The organism is Aliivibrio logei (assembly GCF_001691055.1).
GTDB lineage: Bacteria > Pseudomonadota > Gammaproteobacteria > Enterobacterales > Vibrionaceae > Aliivibrio > Aliivibrio salmonicida.
This window is the reverse complement of sequence record NZ_MAJU01000012.1, coordinates 70,231-92,089: the sequence shown is the minus strand read 5'-3', so window position 1 is coordinate 92,089 and position 21,859 is coordinate 70,231. Positions and strand designations below refer to the sequence as shown.

The following is a 21,859-nucleotide window of genomic DNA, read 5'->3' as shown; positions in this document are numbered from 1 at the left end:
AACTACGCTACACCCTCTGCTATTTCACAATCACACTGCAAATAATTTTTTTTCTGAATAAACTCATCAAAACTCATGTCTTGTTTCGCTTCCATCTGTTGCTGTTTAAATAAAGACTCGGTGACCAGATGGGTTAGATTACCCATTTCGTCCTTATCAATCGTTGTGTCTTTATGCTGTTTAAAATACGTTTCAGATAATGTCTGTGTTGCTCGCTTATAAGATACGTTTTCATTTTTCATGAGCGCGAGCATTTGTGCCGATGGCGTTAATTTACTGTCCAAAAATTTCGCACGTTCACGATCTATACTTTGCTTGTGCCCTTCTGTAGCAAACACCTTATCAAACCAACATGCTATTGGTTCCATTGAAGATAATAATTCGACACCAAGATGTTTAAGCTCTATCTCCCCTTCAGTAGTGGGTAATAGTAACCCTTCTTTTCTCCCTTCGGTTGCAACTAATTCTTGGCGACGTGCAATTAATAATCGCTCCTCGTCTGTTAATTCTGGGCTTGGCGCTAATGCGTTATACGCAAGGAATGCATCGATAAAATGGCTTTGCTCTTCATTAATCCCTAGCGGTAAAAATGGGTTGTTATCTAAACTGCGTAACTCAATGTATTGAATACCGTGATGACACATGGCATATAAAGGACGCAATTGGTCATTAACGATTTTAGGTCTTACAGAACCATACAATTCATTTTCTAACTGTAATACCGACCCATTTAATTGTTGGTCTGCATTGAGGTGGGTATAGCGATCGCTTGGTGTGCTTAGTGCGTGACACAAATCCGCCAAGTATTCTTGTTTATTATTAAAGCTCACTGGGTAAAGAGATTGTTCATTACTGCTATAGCCCATGTTACTCAGGCGTAACGACGTCGCCCATGGTAGGTAATACGTATCTTCATCAAATACACCTAAAGGATGAACTTGATTCGTTACATAGCTTTTATCTACCGCAGGCGATGTGCCGAATAAATAAGGAATAATCCAACCATTACGTAAAACATTGCGGATCAAATGAAAATAACGATCCGAAATAAATTCGCTTAACGGTAACTCACTGCTCATGTGCGAATGTAATGTCGCCCAAAACGAATCAGGGAATGAAAAATTATAATGAATACCTGAGATTAACTGCATTCGTTTACCATAACGGTTTGCCAACCCTTTACGGTAACGCACTTTATGTTGTCCTGCGTTAGAGGTCCCGTATGTCGCAATCACAATATCATCATCACTTGGTAGCGCCGGCGGCATGCTTGCGCCCCACATGATTTCATTATCAGGTAAATGCGCTGCGACGAAGTGATGCAAAGAAGCCAATGAATCAAACATTGCTTTTCTTTTCGTCATTGCCGGTGTCACTAACTCTAATTGCGCTTCTGCAAAATCAGTCGTGATATAAGGATGCGTTAATGCCGATCCCAGCACCTTTGGATGAGGTAAGCTTGAAATGCAGCTTTTTGGAGTGGTGCGGATCAGCTCTCTTTCAATTCCACGGCGGATGTCATGGAGTGTATTCATGGCATTTTCGTTATTTAAAAAAGAAAGCGTATTAGGTTCTAGGTATTTCACATCAGTATTTTTCATTTATGATCTTCATAAAAATAGTTTTAACGGTTCAAAGACGTAAAAACTGGAAAAAAGACGCAAAATTTTTTCAAATAATAGGAATAAAAAAGAGAGGAGAAAATAAACGGAAAATAGAGTGGTTATTTCCCATTTATTTAAAAAAAAGAACCGCATTATTTTGATTGCGGAGAACAACTTTTTCCTTTTTTAGGAGAATAACCAGTGACCGTTCCCCCATCATTAATTTCAAAATCACAACACGTCATTAAGTTCTCTCGAAATTTAACACGACCACGTTGGATACGGCTTTTTGCTCCAGATAAAGAAAGCCCTAACTGATCAGCGATTTCTTGTTGAGGAACTCCCTCCAATTCAGCCAAACGCAAAGGCGTACTGTATTTTTCAGGAAGCTCATCAATTAAAGGGCGTATACATTCAGCCATCTCTTTTCGAGCCTCTTCTATCGTATCTTCGTCTTCTGAGACCAAATCATCCGGCAACTCATCAAAAGGTTGTTTATTACGATGAAAATCCATGATCGTGTTATACGCAATTTTATATAGCCATCCTTTCAAACTATCTTGCGATTTTAACTGGTGTAAATTGCTGCTGGCTTTTATATAAACATCTTGAAGAATGTCATCTACCGCACTTGCATCATCCACTCGTTTGTAAACGTAATTACGCAATTGTGCTTTGTGATTTTGCCATTCTGACAACATAAAAACAGACCTCAAATAAAAAATAGTTGGGGGGATTTGAGTAAGACGGTGAAATAGGTAAAAAGACGCAATAAATTCACATTATTTTTTATCTTTGTTTTTTAACCCATTTTTTTGCATCTTTTTTTTCTTCACGGCGTCTCTCTGATATTAGCCATGCAAAGAAAGTATTTATTGTTCACGCTTTCTCTACGATAGGCCCGTCGGTTACTGATGATTCGCAGTTACTTTGTTTATCGTAACCCAAATCTATTTATTAAACATCAGGATGTCTCATATGAGCCTTACATTGATTGGATTATTCATTGCCTTTTTAGGATTTTATTTCTTACTATCCCAATTAAAAAAAAACAAAAAGAGTTTCAATTATCGAGTATTAACGGCCTTAATCGGTGGCTTAGTCTTTGGTAGCCTGATTCAGCTTACATTAGGCAATCACAGTGTGGTTGCTGGAGAGTTTTCTAAACTCATTTCTATTTTTGGCAGTGGTTACATTAAATTGCTGCAAATGATCGTGATCCCACTGGTCTTTGTTGCTATGACCGCTTCAATTATGAATGTTGAAGGAAACGGATCATTATCAAAAATTGCGCCTAAAATCATTGGTGTTCTCATTGTTACCGTGGCTATTTCAGCCATCGTGGGTATCGCTAGCATCTATGTCTTCAATATTGATGCAAACAGTTTGGTTAGTGTCGTGGGATCTAATTCCGCGATAGAAGCTCGAAATAATAACTTGGTTTCGACTCAAGAGCTGATGACCAATAATGGATTATCTGAACTGTTCCTATCTATTATTCCTAGTAACATTTTTGAAATGCTCACTGGTGCAGAAAAAACGTCAACGTTGTCTACCGTGCTATTTGGTATGTTCCTAGGCTTTAGCGTACTTCAAGTTAAAAAGCGTAAACCAGAAAAAGTGCAAGGCTTCATCGATTTCATTAACTCAGCAAAAGAAGTCGTATTATCGATGGTTCGAGAGATCCTAAAGCTCACCCCTTATGGTGTGTTCGCATTAATGACCACCTTTATGATGACGAATGATCTGTTTGCCTTAGCTGAAATGGGTCGTTTCTTACTGGCAAGTTATAGCGCTATTATTGTTATGTTTGGTATTCACCTCGTGTTGGTTTCTTTATTTGGTTTATCCCCAAAAACCTTCGCGAAGAAAACGTGGCCAGTTCTCGTCTTTGGTTTTGGATCTCGCTCAAGCATGGCGGCGATCCCACTCAATGTAGAAACACAAACACAGCGCCTTGGTGTCGATGAAGAAACAGCAAATATGTCGGCCACTTTTGGTACCAGTATTGGACAAAATGGGTGTGCGGGTATTTACCCTGCCATGCTCGCAATTATGGCGGCTCAAGTCATGGGGATCCCTGTTGACTTCAACTTCATTCTTCAACTTGTTGCCGTGATTGCAATTGCGTCTTTTGGTATTGCGGGTGTAGGCGGCGGCGCTACTTTCGCAGCAGTTGCAGTACTGACCATTATGGGATTAGATATTACGATTGTTGCTATTCTTGTCTCAATTGAAGCACTTATAGATATGGCAAGAACCGCACTTAATATCTCGGGTTCCATGTTGTCAGGTGTCATTACAGCAAAACGTAATGGGTCATTAAACACTACGCAATATAATGCTCAAAGCACAACACCAATACAGAAAGAGAGCGAAGTTTCAGCCTAATCACGTCCACCGCTTCCTCTTTTTTCACCAACTCAACGCTTAACCAATAAGGGCATTTAATTTAATGCCTTTACATTCTAATCAGGTAAAAAATCATGAATATTATTGTTTTAGGTGGCAGTGCTGCCGGCATGAGCTTTGCGGCTAAATACAAAAGAAATCAACCCAACGACAACGTCATTGTGGTTGAAAAACGTGACTATATCTCTTTCGGTGCCTGTGGTTTACCTTATTTTGTCGCGAATAAATTCAGTGATACTGAACGAATGATCTCGCGAACACCTGAACAAGCCATAGAATCTGGCTTAGACATTCGTTTAAATACTGACGTTATTGCCCTTAACCAAACCGATAAAATGGTGACTGTGCGACACGAAAATAAAGAGCAATCACTGCATTATGATCAACTCATTATCGCCACTGGCGCTCGACCAATTATTCCAGATTTAGGTCAATACAATATTAAACAGGTTTATACCTTAACGAGCATGGAAGATGGCATCGCTGTAAAAAAAGCAATGCAAGATTTAAGCAAACCGAAGATAGCAATTATCGGTGCTGGGTTTATTGGCTTAGAGATGTTTGATGCGGCACATGACTTAGGAAAAAACGTCACCTTAATTGAACGTGAAAAGCATATATTGAGTCGTCAATTCAGCCCAGAAATGATACATGACGTAGAAGAAGCAATTCGACAAACAGGTACGAGCTTACAACTTAATACTCAAGTGAATTACATTAGCGATAATCATAATAGTTATACCATTGCTACTAATAACGGTGATATAACCGCGGATATCATTATATTAGCGCTTGGATTCAAACCAAATACCGAATTTATTGAATTACCAAAGCTTGGGAACGGTGCCTTATTGGTCGATAAATTTGGTGCGACACAAGATCCAAATATTTACGCCGTCGGTGATTGTGCTAGCGTGCATCACCTCTCCTTAGATAAGCCGCTTTATCTTCCTTTAGCCACAACAGCAAATAAACAAGCCCGCATGATGGCAGATAGATTATCTGGTAAAGAAACCTATTTAACTGGCTTTTTAGGATCATCATCATTAAAGGTACTTGATTACGAATTAGCGAGTACGGGAGTATCTGAATGGCTAGCTAAGCAACATCATTTATCAGTGAATACGTCCGTTATTAATGATAAAAACCAAACTGATTATTATCCGGGTCAAGAAGACATAAAGATTAAATTGGTTTATCACCCAGAATCAAACGTGTTGTTAGGTGGTGAGATTATCGGTAAAAAAGGCGCAGTTGGTCGACTAAATGCATTAGCGGTGGCCATCACTGCAAAAATGACGACACAACAACTCGGCTATTTAGACTTTAGTTATGCGCCTCCTTTTGCAAGAACGTGGGACGCATTAAATGTAGCTGGTAACGTAGCTAAATAGGGATACTAACATCCCTTTATATATCCCCATCAGGTCAAACTGGTGGGGGTTTTTATTTTATTACTACATAAAAAAACACCGAACATTATTGGCTCAGTGTTTTTATTATAGATACTAAATCAATGCTTTTTCTATGAATTTAACTTATCGATTTCATTTTTCAATAAGATAAAAGAGGCTTGAATTTGAGCGAGTGGAGACGCGATATTCATTCGATAAAAATTTGAATCTTGCTCACCAAACCATGATCCCGGAGTTAATCCCATCTTCGTTTTATTTACGATAAGCGTTTTTAATGCTTCTTCTTCCAAGTTTAGTCCTGAGAAATCAAACCATATTTGGTTTGTCCCTTCTGGTTTGTAAGCCAGTACTTGAGGTAGATTCTCTTCAAGGTAATTAACAATCCAATTCACGGTATTTTCGGTATAAGCTAAAAAGCCATCGAACCACGCTTGTCCTTTTTCATAAGCCGCTATGGTGGCAAACGTAGTAAACGCATTACCATGATCTAAAGATAATGAATTGACGGTGGCTTTTATCTGCTCGAACATCTCTTGATTGTCAGTATAAATATACCCGTTTGAGATACTATTTAAGCCAAAGTTTTTCGCTGGAGAGCCGATAATCGAGACACTTTTTTCATAACCAAACTCAACAATACTGGTAAATTTATGCCCCGAAAATACGATATCCGCATGAATTTCATCACTGATTATCACGACATCATATTTTTTAGCGATATCGACTAATTGTTGTAATTCACTCTTTTCCCATACTCTCCCTACTGGGTTGTGAGGGTTACAAAGCAGAACCATTTTTACATCACCGCTTTGTAATTTTTCTTCAAAATCATCAAAGTCCATACGATAGTGACCATCTTCGATTTTCATCGTATTGCTGATCGCTTTTCTACCAGACGACTCAATTAAACGCTTAAATTGATGATAAACAGGGGTTTGAATTAATACTCCATCACCTACTTCTGACCATTCACGGATCAATAATGCAATGGCATTCAACACTCCAGGAACTTGAACAAAGGTCTTAGGGTTCAATTCGATATTGTGCTGACGCTTATTCCAATCTGAGATCGCCTTAAACACGGCAGATGAGTTAAATTCATACGCATACACTTCGCGATCAACAAGACGTTGTAATTCTAACGTGATGGGATTAGCAATAGGAAAGTCCATATCCGCTACCCAATATGGCGTCACTTCTTCTGTTTTATAAATATGGTTCAGCATATCAGAATCGTATTTTATGAATTTATTCTGAGCGTCACTATTTTTAGGCGTATCTGTAAACATGCGGTGTTATCCTCAATTAAAATTTATCTTTACGATAACTTAGACGCTTAATCATAAAAAAAGACGCACTATTTTTTATCCCTTATTTAAAGCGTAATATTTACGTAAAAAGAGTAAAAAATAATGCATCTTTTTCTTACTAACTGCGTCTATTCATTAATGACAGCATTGTATTAATGCGAAATTAAGAGAGAAAAAACATGTCACAAACAATAATAAAAGGCATTAAAGAGTTAAATGAAGAAGCACGTTCAACAGTAGAAGAAATGTCGATTGCAGAGGCTAAGGCATTATATCAAGACGATAACTATATCTTTGTCGATGTCCGAGAAGCCGCGGAACGAGAAGAGCATGGCGTGATCCCGGGGGCGTTTACTTGCCCAAGAGGAATGTTAGAATTTTTAATTGACCCGAAATGCCCTGCTCATAATAAGATTTTCAATCAAGATAAAACCTATGTTTTCTATTGTGCTCATGGTTTACGCTCACTTTATGCGGCAAAACTGGCCTCTGAAATGGGGTTATCACCAGTAAAAAATCTAACTGAGGGTTTCTTTGGTTGGTTAAAAGAAGAATAACGATTATCTAAATACAAAAATAATCATTCACCTAATAAAACAAAACCCAACATCACAAAGAGGTTGGGTTTTTTAATGTCTAGTTTCAATCTATCCGTGGCATTTTTTGTTGCTCGAGTTACGGTTAAAAAAGGCGCTAATGCATGCTTACAAGATAAACGAGGTAATACGGCAATCATGAGAGCCGTATTGAAAATAATGCAGGTTTAACACTACAAGAATTTACACACCTCGATGGTCAATCTGATCTATTCAATAATTAAAAAGAAATCAACACAATAAAAAAGCCCTTTAATCACTGACGATAGGGATTAAAGGGCTTTGCATTTTCTATTCATTGCGAAGATGACGGATTACGCTACTTTCGTCGCTTTTACCGTAATATTGGGCGCATTAAATTGTTCTTGTGACGCGATAAGCTGTAACTCATACGCTCCACGATTGAAGGTTTCTTTCATCACAGAATCAACCGCAGCATTGGTACGCTCAAATGCTTCAATTGGCGCATAGCCTGCCATCAAATTGGCCAGCATCACACCACTGATTAAATCCCCTGCCCCTACTGGCTGACGCTTTGCATCAAAGTCATATAAAGGACGAGAAACGTGGTAACTGCCGTCTTTGGTGGTTAATAGCATTTCAAAACGATCTTTTTGAATTCCCGCACGACTCAAGTGTTTTACCACTACCATCTTAACGCCTTTTTCAAGCAGTTGATTATTCGCTTCAATCACTTGATCTAAGGTATTAATAGTCATGCCAGATAAACTTTCTAACTCAAGTAAATTTGGTGCAATAATATCGGCTGAAGCTAATGCCGATTCTTTAAAAAACACTTCGACTTCTGGTGCAACAATACAACCTTTCTCAGGGTGCCCCATTACTGGATCACAAAAGTAAATTGCGTTTGGATTGTCTTGTTTAATTTTCTGAACCGCAGTAATGATCTCTTCACCTTGCGCTGCTGATCCTAAGTAACCACTTAATACCGCATCACAGACTTTTGTTGCTTCAATTGCTGATAGACCATCAACTAATTCTGAAATATGGCCCGCAGGCATAGCGATGCCTTTCCAGCCTTGTAAATATTGTGTGTGATTTGAAAACTGTACCGTGTTAATTGGCCACACTTCCATTCCCATTCTTCGCATTGGAAAAACCGCTGCACTGTTGCCTGCACAACCAAATACCACATGAGACTGAATGGAAAGAATACGTTTCATAACATCACCATAATTTAAAATAGAGTAAGGGCTTCCGTGCCCTAAAATAAACGATAATCCTTTAAAACCCTAGGGCTTAATCTTCTTTTAATACTTTCACTGTGTAACTGCCATCTTTTTGAGCATATACACCGTGAATATCCGTTTCAAAGCCTGGGTAATGAGCGCCGATTGCACATAGCATCTCTAAGAAATCAAGTACTGGACGAGATTCTGTTGTTACCATTTCACCAGGAAGTACTAGTGGAACACCTGGAGGATAAGGAAGGATCATATTGGCACTTACGCGACCAACTATTTCTTCCAGTTTCACTTCTTCCACATTGCCGCGTAGCTCTTCTTGCCATGCTGCGTGTGGCGTTACTTTTAGTTCAGGTAATACATCAAACGCTTTGAACATCAATTCTGGTAAACGGTATTTACGAGTAAGGTCGTGAATGCCTTGTGCCAGTTCTTGAATGCGCATGCCTTCGTAGAAGCTTGGATCTTCGTTGTACAGTGAAGGTAAGAAGTTTTTCACTGTTAAGTTTAGATCATAGCCACGTTTAAAGTCAGTTAACGCACGCAGTAATTGCATTGCTTTTGATTTATCAATACCGATAGAGAACAAGAATAATAGGTTATATGGACCTGTTTTCTCTACTACAATACCGTGTTCATCTAAGTATTTAGCAACGATAGAGGCAGGGATACCTGTTTCACTCATTTCGCTATTTTCGTTCATTCCTGGAGTTAATAGCGTTACTTTGATTGGATCAAGGTACATGTGGTCATCATCGATGTCTTTAAAACCATGCCATGTATCTTTAGGATCCAGTTTCCAACATTCTGTTGTATCAATGTTTTCTGGTTGCCATACATCAAAGAACCAGCTGTCACTTTCACTTTCTAGACGTTTGATCTCTTTACGGAAACGAATAGCACGATCAATAGAGTCTTGGATCAGTTTCTTACCTGTATTACCGCGCATCATCGCCGCAGCAATTTCTGTTGATGCAACAATACCATATTGAGGTGATGTTGATGTGTGCATCATGAAGGCTTCGTTGAAAGATTCTTTATCAAACTCACCTTTCACATGGATCATTGATGCTTGAGAGAACGCAGCCAATAATTTATGAGTTGATTGTGTTTCATAGAACACTTTACCCGGCATCGCTTCACCACTCATACCACATTTACCTTCGTAAATAGAGTTGAAGTTAGTGTAAGGAACCCAAGCACTGTCGAAGTGGATGAATTTAGTGTCTAGCGTTTCTTTGATGTATTGAGTGTTATACAACAAGCCATCGTAAGTAGAGTTAGTAATAACCGCATAACCAGGCATAGTTGCGTTTGGTGTTGCTGCTACTTTTGCTTCAATCACTTCACGAGTGAATTCACTTTGAGGAATGCCACCTAAAATACCGTAAGCGTTACGCGTTGGACGGAAGTAGATAGGTGTTACATCACTCATCATCATCATATGAGTCAAAGATTTGTGACAGTTACGGTCAACAAGTACTGTGCTTCCTGCTGGTGCAGAGAACATACCTACAATTTTGTTTGAAGTAGACGTACCGTTCGTTACGATGTAAGAGCTGTCTGCATTAAACGTGCGAGCAATATACTCTTCTGCTTCTTTATGAGGACCAGAGTGATCAAGCAATGAACCTAGTTCAGGCATTGAAATTGATACATCCGCTTTAAATGCGTTTGGACCGTAGAAATCATAAAAGATGCTGCCTGCTGGACTTTTTTGGAAAGCAGTACCGCCCATGTGACCCGGAGTACAGAACGTATATTTACCTTCTTCTACGTATTTGAATAGTGCCTTAGTAAAAGGAGGCATGATTTGATCTATGTATTCTTCAGTCGCTTGATTAATTTTCAGAGCGATATCATCGGCCATGCCTAACGCATATTCGAAGAAATGAAGGTTTAGACGTAAATCCGTTAATGAAATATCTAACGTTGAATGTTGGTTTGCAAAGGCATACAAAGGCAATTTTTCATTCAAGACATTAATTTCAGTACATAGGTCTAATGAGTATTTATCCCAGTCAAATAACACACCACAAATGCGTGGGTTCATTTCAACCATTTTATACAAATCTTGTGCGTCTACTGGGTAAACAACTTTGTAGCCTGCTTTTTCTAAAGAAGCATGAAGTTCGCGAACTGGCTCTTCTTTAAAGAAAACACCTGAGTGGTTTAGGATAGCAAAAATATTCATTTTATATCTCCAAGACGAAACAAGGCGCTCCCCATCTTTTTGATGGTGAGGTAGTGGAGCGCCATAGGGGTAAATTAAGTAAGTTGGTAGCGTTAAATCGTTACGCTATCGAGTGACATTAATGGGTTGCAATCGCGGCTTCTGTTTCAGCTGCTGCATTTTGCTCTGCTTGTTTCAAGCCCATTTTTTTTGCGTAGAACATAAGGATAACCAGTGACACGATAAAGGTTGCAGTCAGTGTTGCACCTTCTGCACCAGCAAGCGCAATCATACAGAACACACAAGCCACGCCAGAGAACATCATCGTAAAGCCACTACGAGTAGTCATACCTTCAAAGCGAATTAAGTTAATGCTTGAGTAGAAGTAAGGAAGCATTGTTAGTAGTACGGCATCTGTTGTTAGCTGATTAAATAAGTCAGCAGTATGAGCAGATTGAGAACTGAACGCAGTAAGTACAATCATTAGCGCTGTCATTTTTAACGATGCTAAGATAAGCCCTTTTTTCGCTACGCCATTTTTATCAGTTTCGCCATAGATTTTAGGGAAGTTGCCATCGTTAGCAGCACGTTTACCGGCCTCACCAACCAACATCATCCAAGAACCAAGAGAAGTGAAACACGCAAGTGCAGTAAATGCAGAAACGAATGGAGCAGACCAGCTACCGAAGATTTCTGTTGTTGCCAGTGCGAAAGGTGCACTTGATGCAGCTACTTCAGACGCCGGGAACATACCACCAATAACTTGAGTCGATAGGATATAAATAATACCCGCAATCGCTGTACCCAACATGGTTGCTAGAGGTACCGTGCGTTTTGGATTTTTTACCATACCAGATGATACAGCGGCTGATTCAACACCAACAAATGACCATAAACAAATCAATACCGCACTGATAACAGCATGACTGTTTGTGCCTGATGATACGTTCCAGTTTTGGTTGTAAATGGCCATATCAAAATGCCCCCAACCAGCAACAGCGGTACCAACAACTGGAATAAGGATAAGCCCTAGACCTAGAGTACAAAGACGACTAACCCAGCTACCACCGAGTAAGTTTACAAAGGTAAATATCCATACAGACGCAACCGTTGCTATTGCAGCAGGGATTGGATGACTTAAAGCAGGGAAGAAAACAGATAAATAAGACACACCAGTAATGGCGATGGCTAAGTTACCAATCCAGTTTGCGTGGTAGTAAAGAACCCCAGTTTGGAAACCAAACACAGGAGCAACTTCACCAGCGTAAGCGATTGGACCACCTTCTTGTGGGTTCTTTGTTGCTAAGCGAGCAAAAACAAATGCCAAACTCAACGCACCAACTAAACAAATGATCCAACTAAAAATTGAAATTGAGCCAACAGCTGCTAATGAAGAAGGTAATAGTGCAATACCGCTCCCCATCATGTTGCCGGCAACAACGCCAGTACAGGCAATTAAGCCAATTTTTTTGGTATTCGATTCCATCATATCTCCAGGGATTATCGAATGGGCCTTTTTTCGTGCCCGTTATACTTAAATGTTCATTAAAAAGAGGAGACGTTATTTAAACCAAATTATAAAAACTCATTTGGGTATAAGAACAACATCTCGCTGTAATGTTGAGATGAAGATTACGCCCAAAGACAATAAAAAAAATCAGGATAAAATTATCAATAAAATAATGATGAAAACATAAGGAAGTTTATCTTTTTACATAAACACAAAAACCATTATAAGCATTTGTAATCAACAACTTAATTAAGTGTTTTTTATATTTAATTTGAGTTTTATAAAAAATATAAATTCATCAAGAATGATAATGTTCGGATATAAGGAAGATACGAAAGGAGTAAGAAGAGAGACAGCGGATTAAACAGTACCCATATAAAAAGAAGGTGTTAATTAACGACGAAATACAAACGTTTTTTTGTAAATCTTTAACCTCAATAGTAAAAAAAGATGGGTGTATTGTTTCATTATTATTGACTAAACAAAGCTCCCTACACTATATTAATCGCCGCGAATCCTTAGCAAACGATATTTTATACAATTCTATAACAAAGTTACTTATATTTCTTAAAGAGTGGCTTTTGCTCCCCTTTAATTCAGGAAAGATAAATTAACGATTAATAATAAGGAAATTTCATGACAAGCACAGATTCAACGCTAATTGAGTCAATGAACGAGGCATTAATGTCTGTCATTGGCACTATCAACGGCATTCTTTGGGGACAAGTTCTCGTCTATCTTCTGGTTGGTGTTGGTGTTTACTTCACACTACGTCTTGGTTTCATTCAAATACGTCAACTTGGTCATTCAATTCAAATTCTACGTAACGACAAAGAAGTCGAAAACGGCATCAGCTCTTATCAAGTATTTTGTACCTCTATGGCAGCTCGCGTGGGAACGGGTAACATGGCAGGTGTGGCAGTGGCATTAACCGTTGGTGGCCCTGGTGCTATCTTCTGGATGTGGCTTATCGCCTTATTTGGAATGGCAACCGCATTCATCGAATCAACTCTAGCTCAAGTCTACAAAGTAAAAGATGTTGATGGTCAATACCGTGGCGGCCCAGCATACTACATGGAAAAAGGCCTAGGCCAACGCTGGATGGGTACACTTTTCTCTATCTTTTTAATCATCGCTTTTGGTTTAGTCTTCAATGCTGTTCAAGCAAACACCATTACCGATGCACTTAGTCATTCATTTGGTTTTGATAAAACGATCATGGGTGTGGTTATCGTAGCGGTATCTGCGTTCTTCATCATGGGCGGCTTACGTCGTGTTGCAACGGCATCATCAAAAATCGTACCCGTAATGGCGGTTGGTTACCTTGCGATTGCTTTAATCGTTGTGGTAATGAACATCACTGAAGTTCCAGCAGTATTAACGCTTATCGTTAAAAGTGCATTCGGTTGGCAAGAAGCCGCAGCAGGTGGTGTTGCTTATACTATCGCGCAAGCTATGCAATCTGGTATCGCTCGTGGTTTATTCTCGAACGAAGCGGGTATGGGTTCAGCAGCGAACATCGCAGCAAGTGCAACGCCAAACCCTAACCACCCTGCATCACAAGGTTTTGTGCAAATGCTAGGTGTATTTGTTGATACGATTGTTATCTGTACCGCTTCTGCGGCGATGATTATGCTTTCTGGCGTAATGGATCAACCAAATGCAGCAACAGGTATCAGCCTTCTACAACAAGCGCTAACCAATGAGCTAGGTAGCTGGACAAGTTACTTCATGGCTCTTGCTATCTTATTGTTCTGCTTTACGTCTATCATTGCGAACTACAGCTACGCTGAAACCAACGTAATGTTCTTAAATGGTAACTCTAAGAAAGGCCTATTTGGTTTCCGCCTATGTGTATTAGCAATGGTGATGTTTGGCTCAGTGGCTTCTTTACCTGTGGTATGGAACTTAGCTGACGCATCAATGGGCATGATGGCATTAATCAATATTGTCGCGCTCATCTTTTTGTCTAAATTGGCAATTAACGTTATCAAAGATTACGAAACGCAATTAAAAGCAGGTAAAATACCTGAATTTGATCGCACTAAGTTTCCTCAACTGGATAACGTCGACACAGCATGGCATCCAGAGAAAAAGAAGGTGTAAATACTTTATTCTCTCGTAAATAAAAAAGCCCGTAGTACTGAGTACTACGGGCTTTTTGTTATCCATTATTTGTCATTTACATTAAACGAACTTCACTCGGCTTTACGGCTCTATACATAAAATAAGCCACGGTTTCTAGATCACTGTAAAACGCTAAGTTCTCACTTAACATGTACGTTTCTAGAGACGTATCCATAAAGAACGCTCGACTATAAGCGTCCCCCGCTTTATCTAAATTCCCATTCAGCTCTGCAAGCTTTCCTTCAAGAATATATGAGAAAGCGGACTCTCTGCGCGCAAAAGCAAGCGAAAGGTATTTTTGAGCCGCTTCTTTATCATCTTGTTTAATGGCATTCATTGCTAATGCTTCATAAATACGCGCAGGCCATATTTCGTCTGTTGCAACCCCGTATTTTTCCACCAAATCTTGACTTAAATTATCAATTTTCATGGTGTTATCGTTCAATTCAAGCTCAGGGTTAAGTGCTGAAAATGCATTATAAGCAATATATAATTCAGCCAAAATATACCCATTATCAGGTTCTTCTGATGATATTTTCTCTAACAGTCGTATGCCTTGCTCAAACAATCGAGGATCCGGCTGATTGATATAATGATTTGCTTGAATCAATACCTCTAGCAACCCTTCCTCTTTAGGTAAGCCAAGCATTAATTCGTCCATCTGTGCTTCAGAAACAGTAACACCCAGTGCGTTCATTAAATCAAAAGACGATTGACGTAAAACACGCTCAAGATTGGATGGCGTCATTCGATATTGACGACTAAACAACACTTTATTGGATGTATTGCTGCGATACTCTACATCTAAATAGGTTTTATTTTGCTGCTCTTCAACACGTACATCCACCGCTTTCCCAGGTAAAATCCCAGTCGTAAAGGCGGTTTTATCTAATTGAACACGATAATTACCAACACTGGCTAAATCTGCCATTAATTTTTGACTTATCCCATCAGCAAGAAATTCCGTTTCATCTTTTTGATTACGGCTTGCATGAAACGTAAATTCGATTAAATCGATATCGATCGCTTTTGTAATGTGTGTACTGGTTTGTTGATACGTTGCCGACATAATCACTGCAATTAAAATACAAACAAGAAAAGCATCAAAAGCGAGTAGTTTCCAACGATGGAAAGAGTTAAAGCTTGCACCCTGTTTATTTTTTTCTTTTTCAACATCTTTCGATATTGTCGTGATAGCACGGGTTAGTGGGCCTGATGGAAAAGAAAGATCACGCTCTGTTGTTGTTACTTTCTCATCAATAAGCTCGTGAGCTGCATGCCCTGATTCTGCATAATTTAACGCTGAAGAGATTACCGTTTTAGAATAGTCACAAGGTTTCCAAAACTCTGTCTCTTCAAAATTAACGAGTTGAGTGTCAGCAACAAGCTTATAACCACGTTTTGGCACGGTCACAAGGTATCTCGCGTTATCTAAACGCCCATCTCTTAATATCTTGCGTAATTCAAAAATAGATTGAGTGACAACTTGATCAGTTACGAACGCGCCATCCCAAACATGTTGTATTAATTCATCACGGCAAAATACTTCACCGGAATGTTGGGCTAAAAAACGAAGCAAATTAACTAAACGTGGTTCAACCGAGACTTCCCTATCTTGGCGATATAATTTATTTTCTTCAATGACGAGAGTCCAGTCATTAATTTGAAAACATAATCCGACCATAAGATACTCATTGGTGTTAAATCGTTATTAATATAAGCAGTTTATGCATCTCAAAAAATAAAGATTATCTATTTATATTGATACGATTCATAAAAGAGATGGCGATTATAAATAAACTATTTATATCTGCCTATATCATTCCCTTATCAAAAATGAAATCTTAGGATCCAACGAATTAAAACAACATAAAAAATCAAACAATCAAACATAAGCAATTGAATTAAAACAAACTAATAAAATTAAAGATATAAGAGAGATAACATAGCATGACCATTTTTCACATGAACAAGTCTATTTTTAATATTAATAGAACCTAGCGTTTATGAATGCAACATAAATGGAATATAAATAGATCAAGTTTTATCAACTTATAACCTTATAAAAAGAAGGGGAAATAAAAATCAAGAAAACATAAAAATGCTATTAATATTTACATCACTAATCAATAAATAATAGTGAACAAAAAAACATATAATGTATTGACCTAAAGTTAACTTTACCTTTTACAGTGTCTCTACGTTAATAATGAGTATGACAAGGAGTCACTATGACACAATTTGAACACGCCAACATCACCGTTCCAAACATAGATGCGGCCATCGCTTTTCTATTAAATGCAGCACCTGACTTTAGAGTCAAAATAGACCAAACACCAGTAGGTAGTTATCGATGGGCTCATGTCGGTAATGATGAATGTTATTTTGCCTTACAAGAACCCAAAGATGCGACCTCATCACAAGATACCCGTAAGCCCTATCACAATATCGGTGTGAACCATATTGGAATGATCGTCGACAATTTAGACCATCTTCAGGAAAAATTACTTGCTTTAGGTTACGAACAAAATGGTCTAGTCACTCAAGAAAAACATGGGCGACGTACTTACTTTTATGACAAAGCAGGATTCGAGTGGGAGTTAGTAGAATACGACAGTGAAAAGCCGGAAGAACGTTACAGTTACTAATCAATAAGAAAGGGCGAACTCAAATAGGTTTGCCCATTTTTTGTATTAATTAAATCAACGTCAATTTACGCGTCTTTAGATTGCAGTATTTTATGGGTCATATATAACCCGATAATCATAGCAACAAAAAAGATAATCACATCTTTATTACCAAGAGCGATGCTTGATACGGCGGGTCCCGGACAAACACCGGCAATGCCCCATCCTAAACCAAAGATTACCGCACCGATAACTAATCGCTTATCAATTTGTTTATTGGTAGATAAACAAAACTCACCTGCATTTAATGGTTTTTCTTTCGGCTTAATCAATAGAAAATACGCGGGCATAAATACCAATAACGCCCCTCCCATCACAAACATTAAGCTTGGATCCCACTCTCCAGCAACATCTAAAAAAGCAATCACAACGTGAGGATCTGCCATTCCAGAAATAACCATACCGATACCAAAAAGAAGCCCTGAAACCAGCGATACAAAAAGAAATAATAAAGTAGCCATCATCGAATCCAACTAAAGAAGGTGATTGAGAAAAAAAACAGTGATAGCCGCAACAATCATAAAAGTAGCGGTAGCAATCATTGAGCGAACAGACAATCGACCAATACCACAGATCCCATGCCCACTAGTACAACCATTGCCTAAACGGGTGCCAACACCAACCAGTAAACCGGCAATAACAAGCGTGCTCACCGTCGCGTTATACTCACTAGGCACGTAAGCACCAAGATAATGAACACCACCAACACCACCAAAGATCATTCCCACAATAAACAAGACACGCCAAGCATAATCTTGTTTTTTAGGTACTAATAGCCCGGTAAGCACTCCACTAATTCCTGCAATTTTACCATTCAGCAGTAATAACAACGTCGCAGAAACGCCAAGTAACATGCCGCCAAATAAGGACTCCCATGGAATCGATATACTCATTATCTTCTTCTCTCTTTTAGGTTAACTCAGTGTTAAGCATACTAAATCATAAACATTAGTCAAAGATTATTTAGCAATGACTAATTTAGGTAATGTGAATTCACAATCAACTAAACAGAAAATAAGAAGGGAAATATGGAATAAATACTTAACAAACTCAATGAAAGAGAAAAAAATTCTCTAAATTTGATTTTTTATGACATAAATAAGCAAGTTATTCTCCGGTGAAGCACGTATATTTCCCATTCATCTTGTTGCTATTGCACAAAAAAATATCAATACATTAAAACAATATAGAATGGACACTTTATATGGATAAGAAATACCTTTCTCTGCTGCTATTTTGCTCTGTGTGCTTCATTTGGGGAACCACATGGCTTGCTATGGAAATAGCCGTCGATACCATCCCACCAATCTTTTCGACGGCTCTGCGCTTTCTTATTGCTTCGCCTATTCTAATTTTATTGTCGAAGATTTTTAATCAGCCTTTATTCTTTCCAAGAGGGAAAAATAAGTGGATGATTATTGTCGCTGTTTTCTATTTTGCGATCCCATTTACCTTAATGATAGCTGGTGAGATGTATATTTCTTCTGGCCTTGCATCTATTATTTTTGCCAACATGCCAATTGCCGTAATGATCACATCCACTTTATTTTTAGGCCTTAGACTTTCACCCCATCAATTTGCAGGCTTGTTTATTGCTGTCAGCAGTTTGTATGTCATTTTATCGAATGAGCTAGGGATTGGTGGTGATGATTTACTGATTGGTTCAGCGGCGTTAGCGTTAGCCGTTGCTATTCATGCGATCATGTATGTGATGGTGCAAAAATACTGTAAAGATATTCAAGTCATCACTTACAACGCCATTCCTAGTTTTATTGCCGCGCTATTATTGTTTATTACGTCATTTGCTTTTGAACAGGTCGACGTACAAGCGTTCTCATCATCTTCTGTAATAGCTGTCGCTTACTTAGGTGTCTTTGCAAGTGTCGGTGGCATTGTGGCTTATTTTAAATTAGGTCAAATATCAACCCCCTTTGCCGCATCAATCTGTTTCTTAATCTTCCCATTAGTCGCACTCAGTTTGTCTTCACTCACTTCTGGAACCACTATTTCAGACAAGTCCCTTATCATGCTAGCGCCGCTGCTTGGTGGGATTTTACTGTCGAAGATCCCACGAAGTGCACTCTCATTAAGTAAATTAAAAGTCCTCTATAAATCGGCATCATAATGAAAGAGACAATCTGGTTATTTATAACGAGAGATTAAAGAAAGAAGAAAGGGCGCAATTAGTGCCCTTTCTTGTATCGACACCCTATTCATAATAAGGTAGTTTAGGAGTATAGACGTATAGAATGCTATGAATTAAAAATAACTTAAGGATAAGTTGTGCCAATTAGAATCCCTGACCAACTCCCTGCTGCTGAAGTATTGCGCGAAGAAAATATCTTTGTCATGCAAGAATCTCGAGCCACCACACAAGCCATTCGTCCTCTTAAAGTGATCATATTAAATTTGATGCCTAAGAAGATAGAAACAGAAACTCAATTTCTTCGCTTGTTATCAAACAGTCCATTACAAGTGGATGTTGAGCTATTACGCATTGATAATCGCACCAGTAAAAATACCCCTACCGAACATTTAGATACTTTTTATCGCCAATTTGAAGGCATTAAAAATCGTAATTTTGATGGCTTGATAATTACTGGCGCTCCATTGGGTTTAGTCCAATTTGAAGATGTTATTTATTGGGAGCACTTACAAACCATCATGACGTGGGCAAAGGATCATGTCACATCGAGTTTGTATGTTTGTTGGGCGGCACAAGCCGGTTTAAAATTGCTGTATGATTTACCAAAGCGCACACGCAAAGAAAAACTGTCTGGTGTTTACAAACACACCAACCTTGAACAACATCACCCCATTTTACGTGGTTTTGATGATCAATTTTTAGCGCCTCATTCTCGTTATGCGGATTTTTCTGCCGATTATCTTAACGCTCATACCGATCTCGACATCCTTGCGACCTCAAAAGAAGCTGGGGTTTATTTAGCATCAACCAAAGACAAGCGAAATGTATTTGTTACTGGTCACCCTGAATACGACTCTCTCACTTTACATAATGAATATGTTCGTGATTTAGGTGAAGGAATGGAACCTATTATTCCTGTTAATTATTATCCTGATGATAACCCTGATATTCCACCAAAAGCGACGTGGCGTAGTCACGGACACTTATTGTTTTCTAATTGGTTGAATTACTGTGTTTACCAACAAACACCGTATGATCTTGACCATTTTTCAGAGCTCAACTTCACCCGCGATTAACTCCTCACTAGGGCGTAATACATCAGTTACGCCCGACTAATAATAAAACCATCTAGATTTATCTGATAGATAGCCCACACTTTTTTATTTCGATCAAAAAAATAGTCATCCCTTTAACTCAGATCAATCAAACCTCTATTTACAAAACCAACAACACTCTAAATGAGAACAAGCTCAATAAAAGCCTCTGATATGTAAGGTATTAATGCCTGTAATTGATTTTTTATTATTTTTTGCATTTATGCAGGTGGTTCTATGTTGTATTTTGAGTTTATCTTTCTATTACTGGTGCTCTATATTGGCTCTCGCTTTGGCGGGATTGGTTTAGGCGTCGTTTCTGGGATTGGTCTGGTTATTGAAGTGTTTATCTTCAAAATGCCCCCTACATCTCCTCCCGTTACCGTTATGCTTATTATCTTAGCGGTTGTTACTTGTGCATCGATACTAGAAGCCGCTGGGGGCCTAAAGTACATGCTGCAAGTCGCAGAGCGGATCTTAAGAAAGAACCCGAAACGCGTTACTATCATCGCTCCTTTTGTTACCTATGCGATGACATTCTTGCTAGGTACAGGTCACGCGGTGTATTCGATTATGCCTATTATTGGTGATGTGGCATTAAAAAATGGCATTCGACCTGAACGCCCTATGGCGGCGGCTTCTGTTGCCTCTCAAATCGCCATTACCGCTTCCCCTCTTTCTGCTGCGGTTGTTTACTATTTAGCGCAATTAGTCGATATCGATGCATCAATTACCTTATTGTCGATCTTAATGGTTACGGTTCCTTCAACGTTATTTGGTACGCTAATGTTGGCGCTGTACAGTTTACGTCGTGGTAAAGAATTAGACGATGATGAAGAGTATCAAGCTCGTTTAAAAGATCCTATTTGGCGTGAAAAAATCTTAAACACTACCTCTACGTCTTTAGATGAAAAACTACCAACCAAAGCCCGCAATGCGGTACTTATCTTTTTAGCTGCCATCGTGTCTATTGTTGTCATCGCTATGTTGCCAGAGATCCGCACCATCACAGAAGGTGGCGCTCCGATCAAAATGTCAGTCGTGATCCAAATGATGATGTTGGCGTTTGGTGGTGTCATTCTATTAGCGACGAAGACCGATCCTCGTGATGTTCCAAATGGTGTGGTGTTTAAATCAGGTATGGTTGCCGCGATTGCGATCTTCGGTATTGCTTGGATGTCAGACACCTACTTCCAATACGCAATGCCTCAATTTAGAGCCGGAATTGTGGATATGGTGACACTTCACCCATGGACATTCGCTTTAGCGCTATTCATTGTCTCTGTAGTCGTTAACTCTCAAGCAGCAACGGCTCGAATGATGTTACCTGTTGGCCTTGCTCTAGGTCTAGAGCCTGCTTTGGTGATTGGTTTAATGCCTGCAGTTTATGGTTACTTCTTTATTCCAAACTATCCATCAGATATTGCTACGGTTAACTTTGATAGCTCAGGTACGACCAAGATTGGTAAATACTACTTTAACCACTCGTTTATGTCGGTTGGTTTAATCGGGGTAATTTCGGCCTGTATGGTCGGTTATGTATTAGGACAAATAGTGATTGGTTAGGGTAACCTAATCAG

The 21,859-nt window shown here is 38.9% G+C and carries 18 protein-coding genes; 9 read left to right on the top strand and 9 right to left on the bottom strand.

The window, feature by feature from the left end; all coding sequences use genetic code 11:
• Positions 1 to 2: 2 nt before the first annotated feature.
• Entirely contained in the window at positions 3 to 1,601 is a 1,599-nt protein-coding gene (gshA, locus tag A6E04_RS12450; protein ID WP_083199006.1) for a glutamate--cysteine ligase, read from the bottom strand.
• Between the two features lie 155 nt (positions 1,602 to 1,756).
• Positions 1,757 to 2,305, bottom strand: coding sequence for an RNA polymerase sigma factor SigZ (sigZ, locus tag A6E04_RS12445; protein WP_065611558.1), 549 nt, complete (start codon positions 2,303 to 2,305; stop codon positions 1,757 to 1,759).
• 277 nt (positions 2,306 to 2,582) lie between these two features.
• Between sigZ and A6E04_RS12440 the strand changes: the two genes are divergently transcribed.
• Complete coding sequence (locus tag A6E04_RS12440) at positions 2,583 to 3,995, top strand: cation:dicarboxylate symporter family transporter (protein ID WP_065611557.1); 1,413 nt, start codon at positions 2,583 to 2,585, stop codon at positions 3,993 to 3,995.
• 95 nt (positions 3,996 to 4,090) lie between these two features.
• Positions 4,091 to 5,410 (top strand): CoA-disulfide reductase, encoded by a 1,320-nt coding sequence (locus A6E04_RS12435; protein WP_065611556.1) that lies wholly within the window; start codon positions 4,091 to 4,093, stop codon positions 5,408 to 5,410.
• 131 nt (positions 5,411 to 5,541) lie between these two features.
• On the opposite strand, the gene A6E04_RS12430 is transcribed toward A6E04_RS12435, so the two are convergent.
• Entirely contained in the window at positions 5,542 to 6,720 is a 1,179-nt protein-coding gene (locus A6E04_RS12430; RefSeq protein ID WP_065611555.1) for a MalY/PatB family protein, read from the bottom strand.
• 200 nt (positions 6,721 to 6,920) lie between these two features.
• Here A6E04_RS12430 and A6E04_RS12425 point away from each other — a divergent pair, with 200 nt between their 5' ends.
• A complete protein-coding gene (locus A6E04_RS12425) occupies positions 6,921 to 7,298 on the top strand; it encodes a rhodanese-like domain-containing protein (RefSeq protein WP_017021306.1) in 378 nt (125 codons plus the stop codon).
• A gap of 75 nt (positions 7,299 to 7,373) precedes the next feature.
• A complete protein-coding gene (locus tag A6E04_RS21575) occupies positions 7,374 to 7,508 on the top strand; it encodes a hypothetical protein (protein WP_277814500.1) in 135 nt (44 codons plus the stop codon).
• A gap of 143 nt (positions 7,509 to 7,651) precedes the next feature.
• Here the strand turns inward: A6E04_RS21575 and pdxY are convergent, their stop codons facing one another.
• The 3 genes from pdxY to cadB form a co-directional block, all read right to left on the bottom strand.
• Positions 7,652 to 8,521 (bottom strand): pyridoxal kinase PdxY, encoded by an 870-nt coding sequence (pdxY, locus tag A6E04_RS12420; RefSeq protein ID WP_017021308.1) that lies wholly within the window; start codon positions 8,519 to 8,521, stop codon positions 7,652 to 7,654.
• Positions 8,522 to 8,597: 76 nt separating this feature from the next.
• Complete coding sequence (locus A6E04_RS12415) at positions 8,598 to 10,736, bottom strand: lysine decarboxylase CadA (protein ID WP_017021309.1); 2,139 nt, start codon at positions 10,734 to 10,736, stop codon at positions 8,598 to 8,600.
• Positions 10,737 to 10,854: 118 nt separating this feature from the next.
• Positions 10,855 to 12,201: a cadaverine/lysine antiporter gene (cadB, locus tag A6E04_RS12410; protein ID WP_017021310.1), complete on the bottom strand. Its 1,347-nt coding sequence runs from the start codon at positions 12,199 to 12,201 to the stop codon at positions 10,855 to 10,857.
• 660 nt (positions 12,202 to 12,861) lie between these two features.
• Here cadB and A6E04_RS12405 point away from each other — a divergent pair.
• A complete protein-coding gene (locus tag A6E04_RS12405; protein ID WP_065611554.1) occupies positions 12,862 to 14,331 on the top strand; it encodes an alanine/glycine:cation symporter family protein in 1,470 nt (489 codons plus the stop codon).
• Positions 14,332 to 14,407: 76 nt separating this feature from the next.
• Here A6E04_RS12405 and cadC read toward each other — a convergent pair whose 3' ends face one another.
• Entirely contained in the window at positions 14,408 to 16,036 is a 1,629-nt protein-coding gene (gene cadC, locus A6E04_RS12400) for a lysine decarboxylation/transport transcriptional activator CadC (RefSeq protein WP_065611553.1), read from the bottom strand.
• A 547-nt stretch (positions 16,037 to 16,583) separates the two neighbouring features.
• Here cadC and A6E04_RS12395 point away from each other — a divergent pair.
• Positions 16,584 to 17,000, top strand: a complete 417-nt coding sequence (locus A6E04_RS12395) for a VOC family protein (RefSeq protein ID WP_017021313.1) — start codon at positions 16,584 to 16,586, stop codon at positions 16,998 to 17,000.
• Between the two features lie 65 nt (positions 17,001 to 17,065).
• On the opposite strand, the gene A6E04_RS12390 is transcribed toward A6E04_RS12395, so the two are convergent.
• Together A6E04_RS12390 and A6E04_RS12385 are read right to left on the bottom strand one after the other, a co-directional pair.
• Positions 17,066 to 17,503 carry a YeeE/YedE family protein gene (locus A6E04_RS12390; RefSeq protein ID WP_139078817.1) on the bottom strand — a complete coding sequence of 146 codons (438 nt, stop codon included), beginning with the start codon at positions 17,501 to 17,503 and terminating at the stop codon, positions 17,066 to 17,068.
• 9 nt (positions 17,504 to 17,512) lie between these two features.
• Entirely contained in the window at positions 17,513 to 17,932 is a 420-nt protein-coding gene (locus A6E04_RS12385; protein WP_065611551.1) for a YeeE/YedE family protein, read from the bottom strand.
• A gap of 311 nt (positions 17,933 to 18,243) precedes the next feature.
• On the opposite strand from A6E04_RS12385, the gene A6E04_RS12380 reads away from it, so the two are divergent.
• The 3 genes from A6E04_RS12380 to A6E04_RS12370 all read left to right on the top strand — a co-directional run bounded on the left by A6E04_RS12380 (position 18,244) and on the right by A6E04_RS12370 (position 21,845).
• Positions 18,244 to 19,164 (top strand): DMT family transporter, encoded by a 921-nt coding sequence (locus tag A6E04_RS12380; protein WP_065611550.1) that lies wholly within the window; start codon positions 18,244 to 18,246, stop codon positions 19,162 to 19,164.
• A gap of 158 nt (positions 19,165 to 19,322) precedes the next feature.
• Positions 19,323 to 20,261 (top strand): homoserine O-acetyltransferase MetA, encoded by a 939-nt coding sequence (metA, locus tag A6E04_RS12375; protein ID WP_017021317.1) that lies wholly within the window; start codon positions 19,323 to 19,325, stop codon positions 20,259 to 20,261.
• 255 nt (positions 20,262 to 20,516) lie between these two features.
• On the top strand, positions 20,517 to 21,845 hold the full coding sequence (locus tag A6E04_RS12370; RefSeq protein WP_026025383.1) for an anaerobic C4-dicarboxylate transporter: 1,329 nt from the start codon (positions 20,517 to 20,519) through the stop codon (positions 21,843 to 21,845).
• Positions 21,846 to 21,859 lie beyond the last annotated feature (14 nt).

Bases quoted from the DNA above. Each gene is read 5' to 3' on its own strand.
- gshA (WP_083199006.1), bottom strand. From the start codon at position 1,601: ATGAAAAATACTGATGTGAAATACCTAGAACCTAATACGCTTTCTTTT.
- sigZ (WP_065611558.1), bottom strand. From the start codon at position 2,305: ATGTTGTCAGAATGGCAAAATCACAAAGCACAATTGCGTAATTACGTT.
- A6E04_RS12440 (WP_065611557.1), top strand. From the start codon at position 2,583: ATGAGCCTTACATTGATTGGATTATTCATTGCCTTTTTAGGATTTTAT.
- A6E04_RS12435 (WP_065611556.1), top strand. From the start codon at position 4,091: ATGAATATTATTGTTTTAGGTGGCAGTGCTGCCGGCATGAGCTTTGCG.
- A6E04_RS12430 (WP_065611555.1), bottom strand. From the start codon at position 6,720: ATGTTTACAGATACGCCTAAAAATAGTGACGCTCAGAATAAATTCATA.
- A6E04_RS12425 (WP_017021306.1), top strand. From the start codon at position 6,921: ATGTCACAAACAATAATAAAAGGCATTAAAGAGTTAAATGAAGAAGCA.
- A6E04_RS21575 (WP_277814500.1), top strand. From the start codon at position 7,374: ATGTCTAGTTTCAATCTATCCGTGGCATTTTTTGTTGCTCGAGTTACG.
- pdxY (WP_017021308.1), bottom strand. From the start codon at position 8,521: ATGAAACGTATTCTTTCCATTCAGTCTCATGTGGTATTTGGTTGTGCA.
- A6E04_RS12415 (WP_017021309.1), bottom strand. From the start codon at position 10,736: ATGAATATTTTTGCTATCCTAAACCACTCAGGTGTTTTCTTTAAAGAA.
- cadB (WP_017021310.1), bottom strand. From the start codon at position 12,201: ATGGAATCGAATACCAAAAAAATTGGCTTAATTGCCTGTACTGGCGTT.
- A6E04_RS12405 (WP_065611554.1), top strand. From the start codon at position 12,862: ATGACAAGCACAGATTCAACGCTAATTGAGTCAATGAACGAGGCATTA.
- cadC (WP_065611553.1), bottom strand. From the start codon at position 16,036: ATGGTCGGATTATGTTTTCAAATTAATGACTGGACTCTCGTCATTGAA.
- A6E04_RS12395 (WP_017021313.1), top strand. From the start codon at position 16,584: ATGACACAATTTGAACACGCCAACATCACCGTTCCAAACATAGATGCG.
- A6E04_RS12390 (WP_139078817.1), bottom strand. From the start codon at position 17,503: ATGATGGCTACTTTATTATTTCTTTTTGTATCGCTGGTTTCAGGGCTT.
- A6E04_RS12385 (WP_065611551.1), bottom strand. From the start codon at position 17,932: ATGAGTATATCGATTCCATGGGAGTCCTTATTTGGCGGCATGTTACTT.
- A6E04_RS12380 (WP_065611550.1), top strand. From the start codon at position 18,244: ATGGATAAGAAATACCTTTCTCTGCTGCTATTTTGCTCTGTGTGCTTC.
- A6E04_RS12370 (WP_026025383.1), top strand. From the start codon at position 20,517: ATGTTGTATTTTGAGTTTATCTTTCTATTACTGGTGCTCTATATTGGC.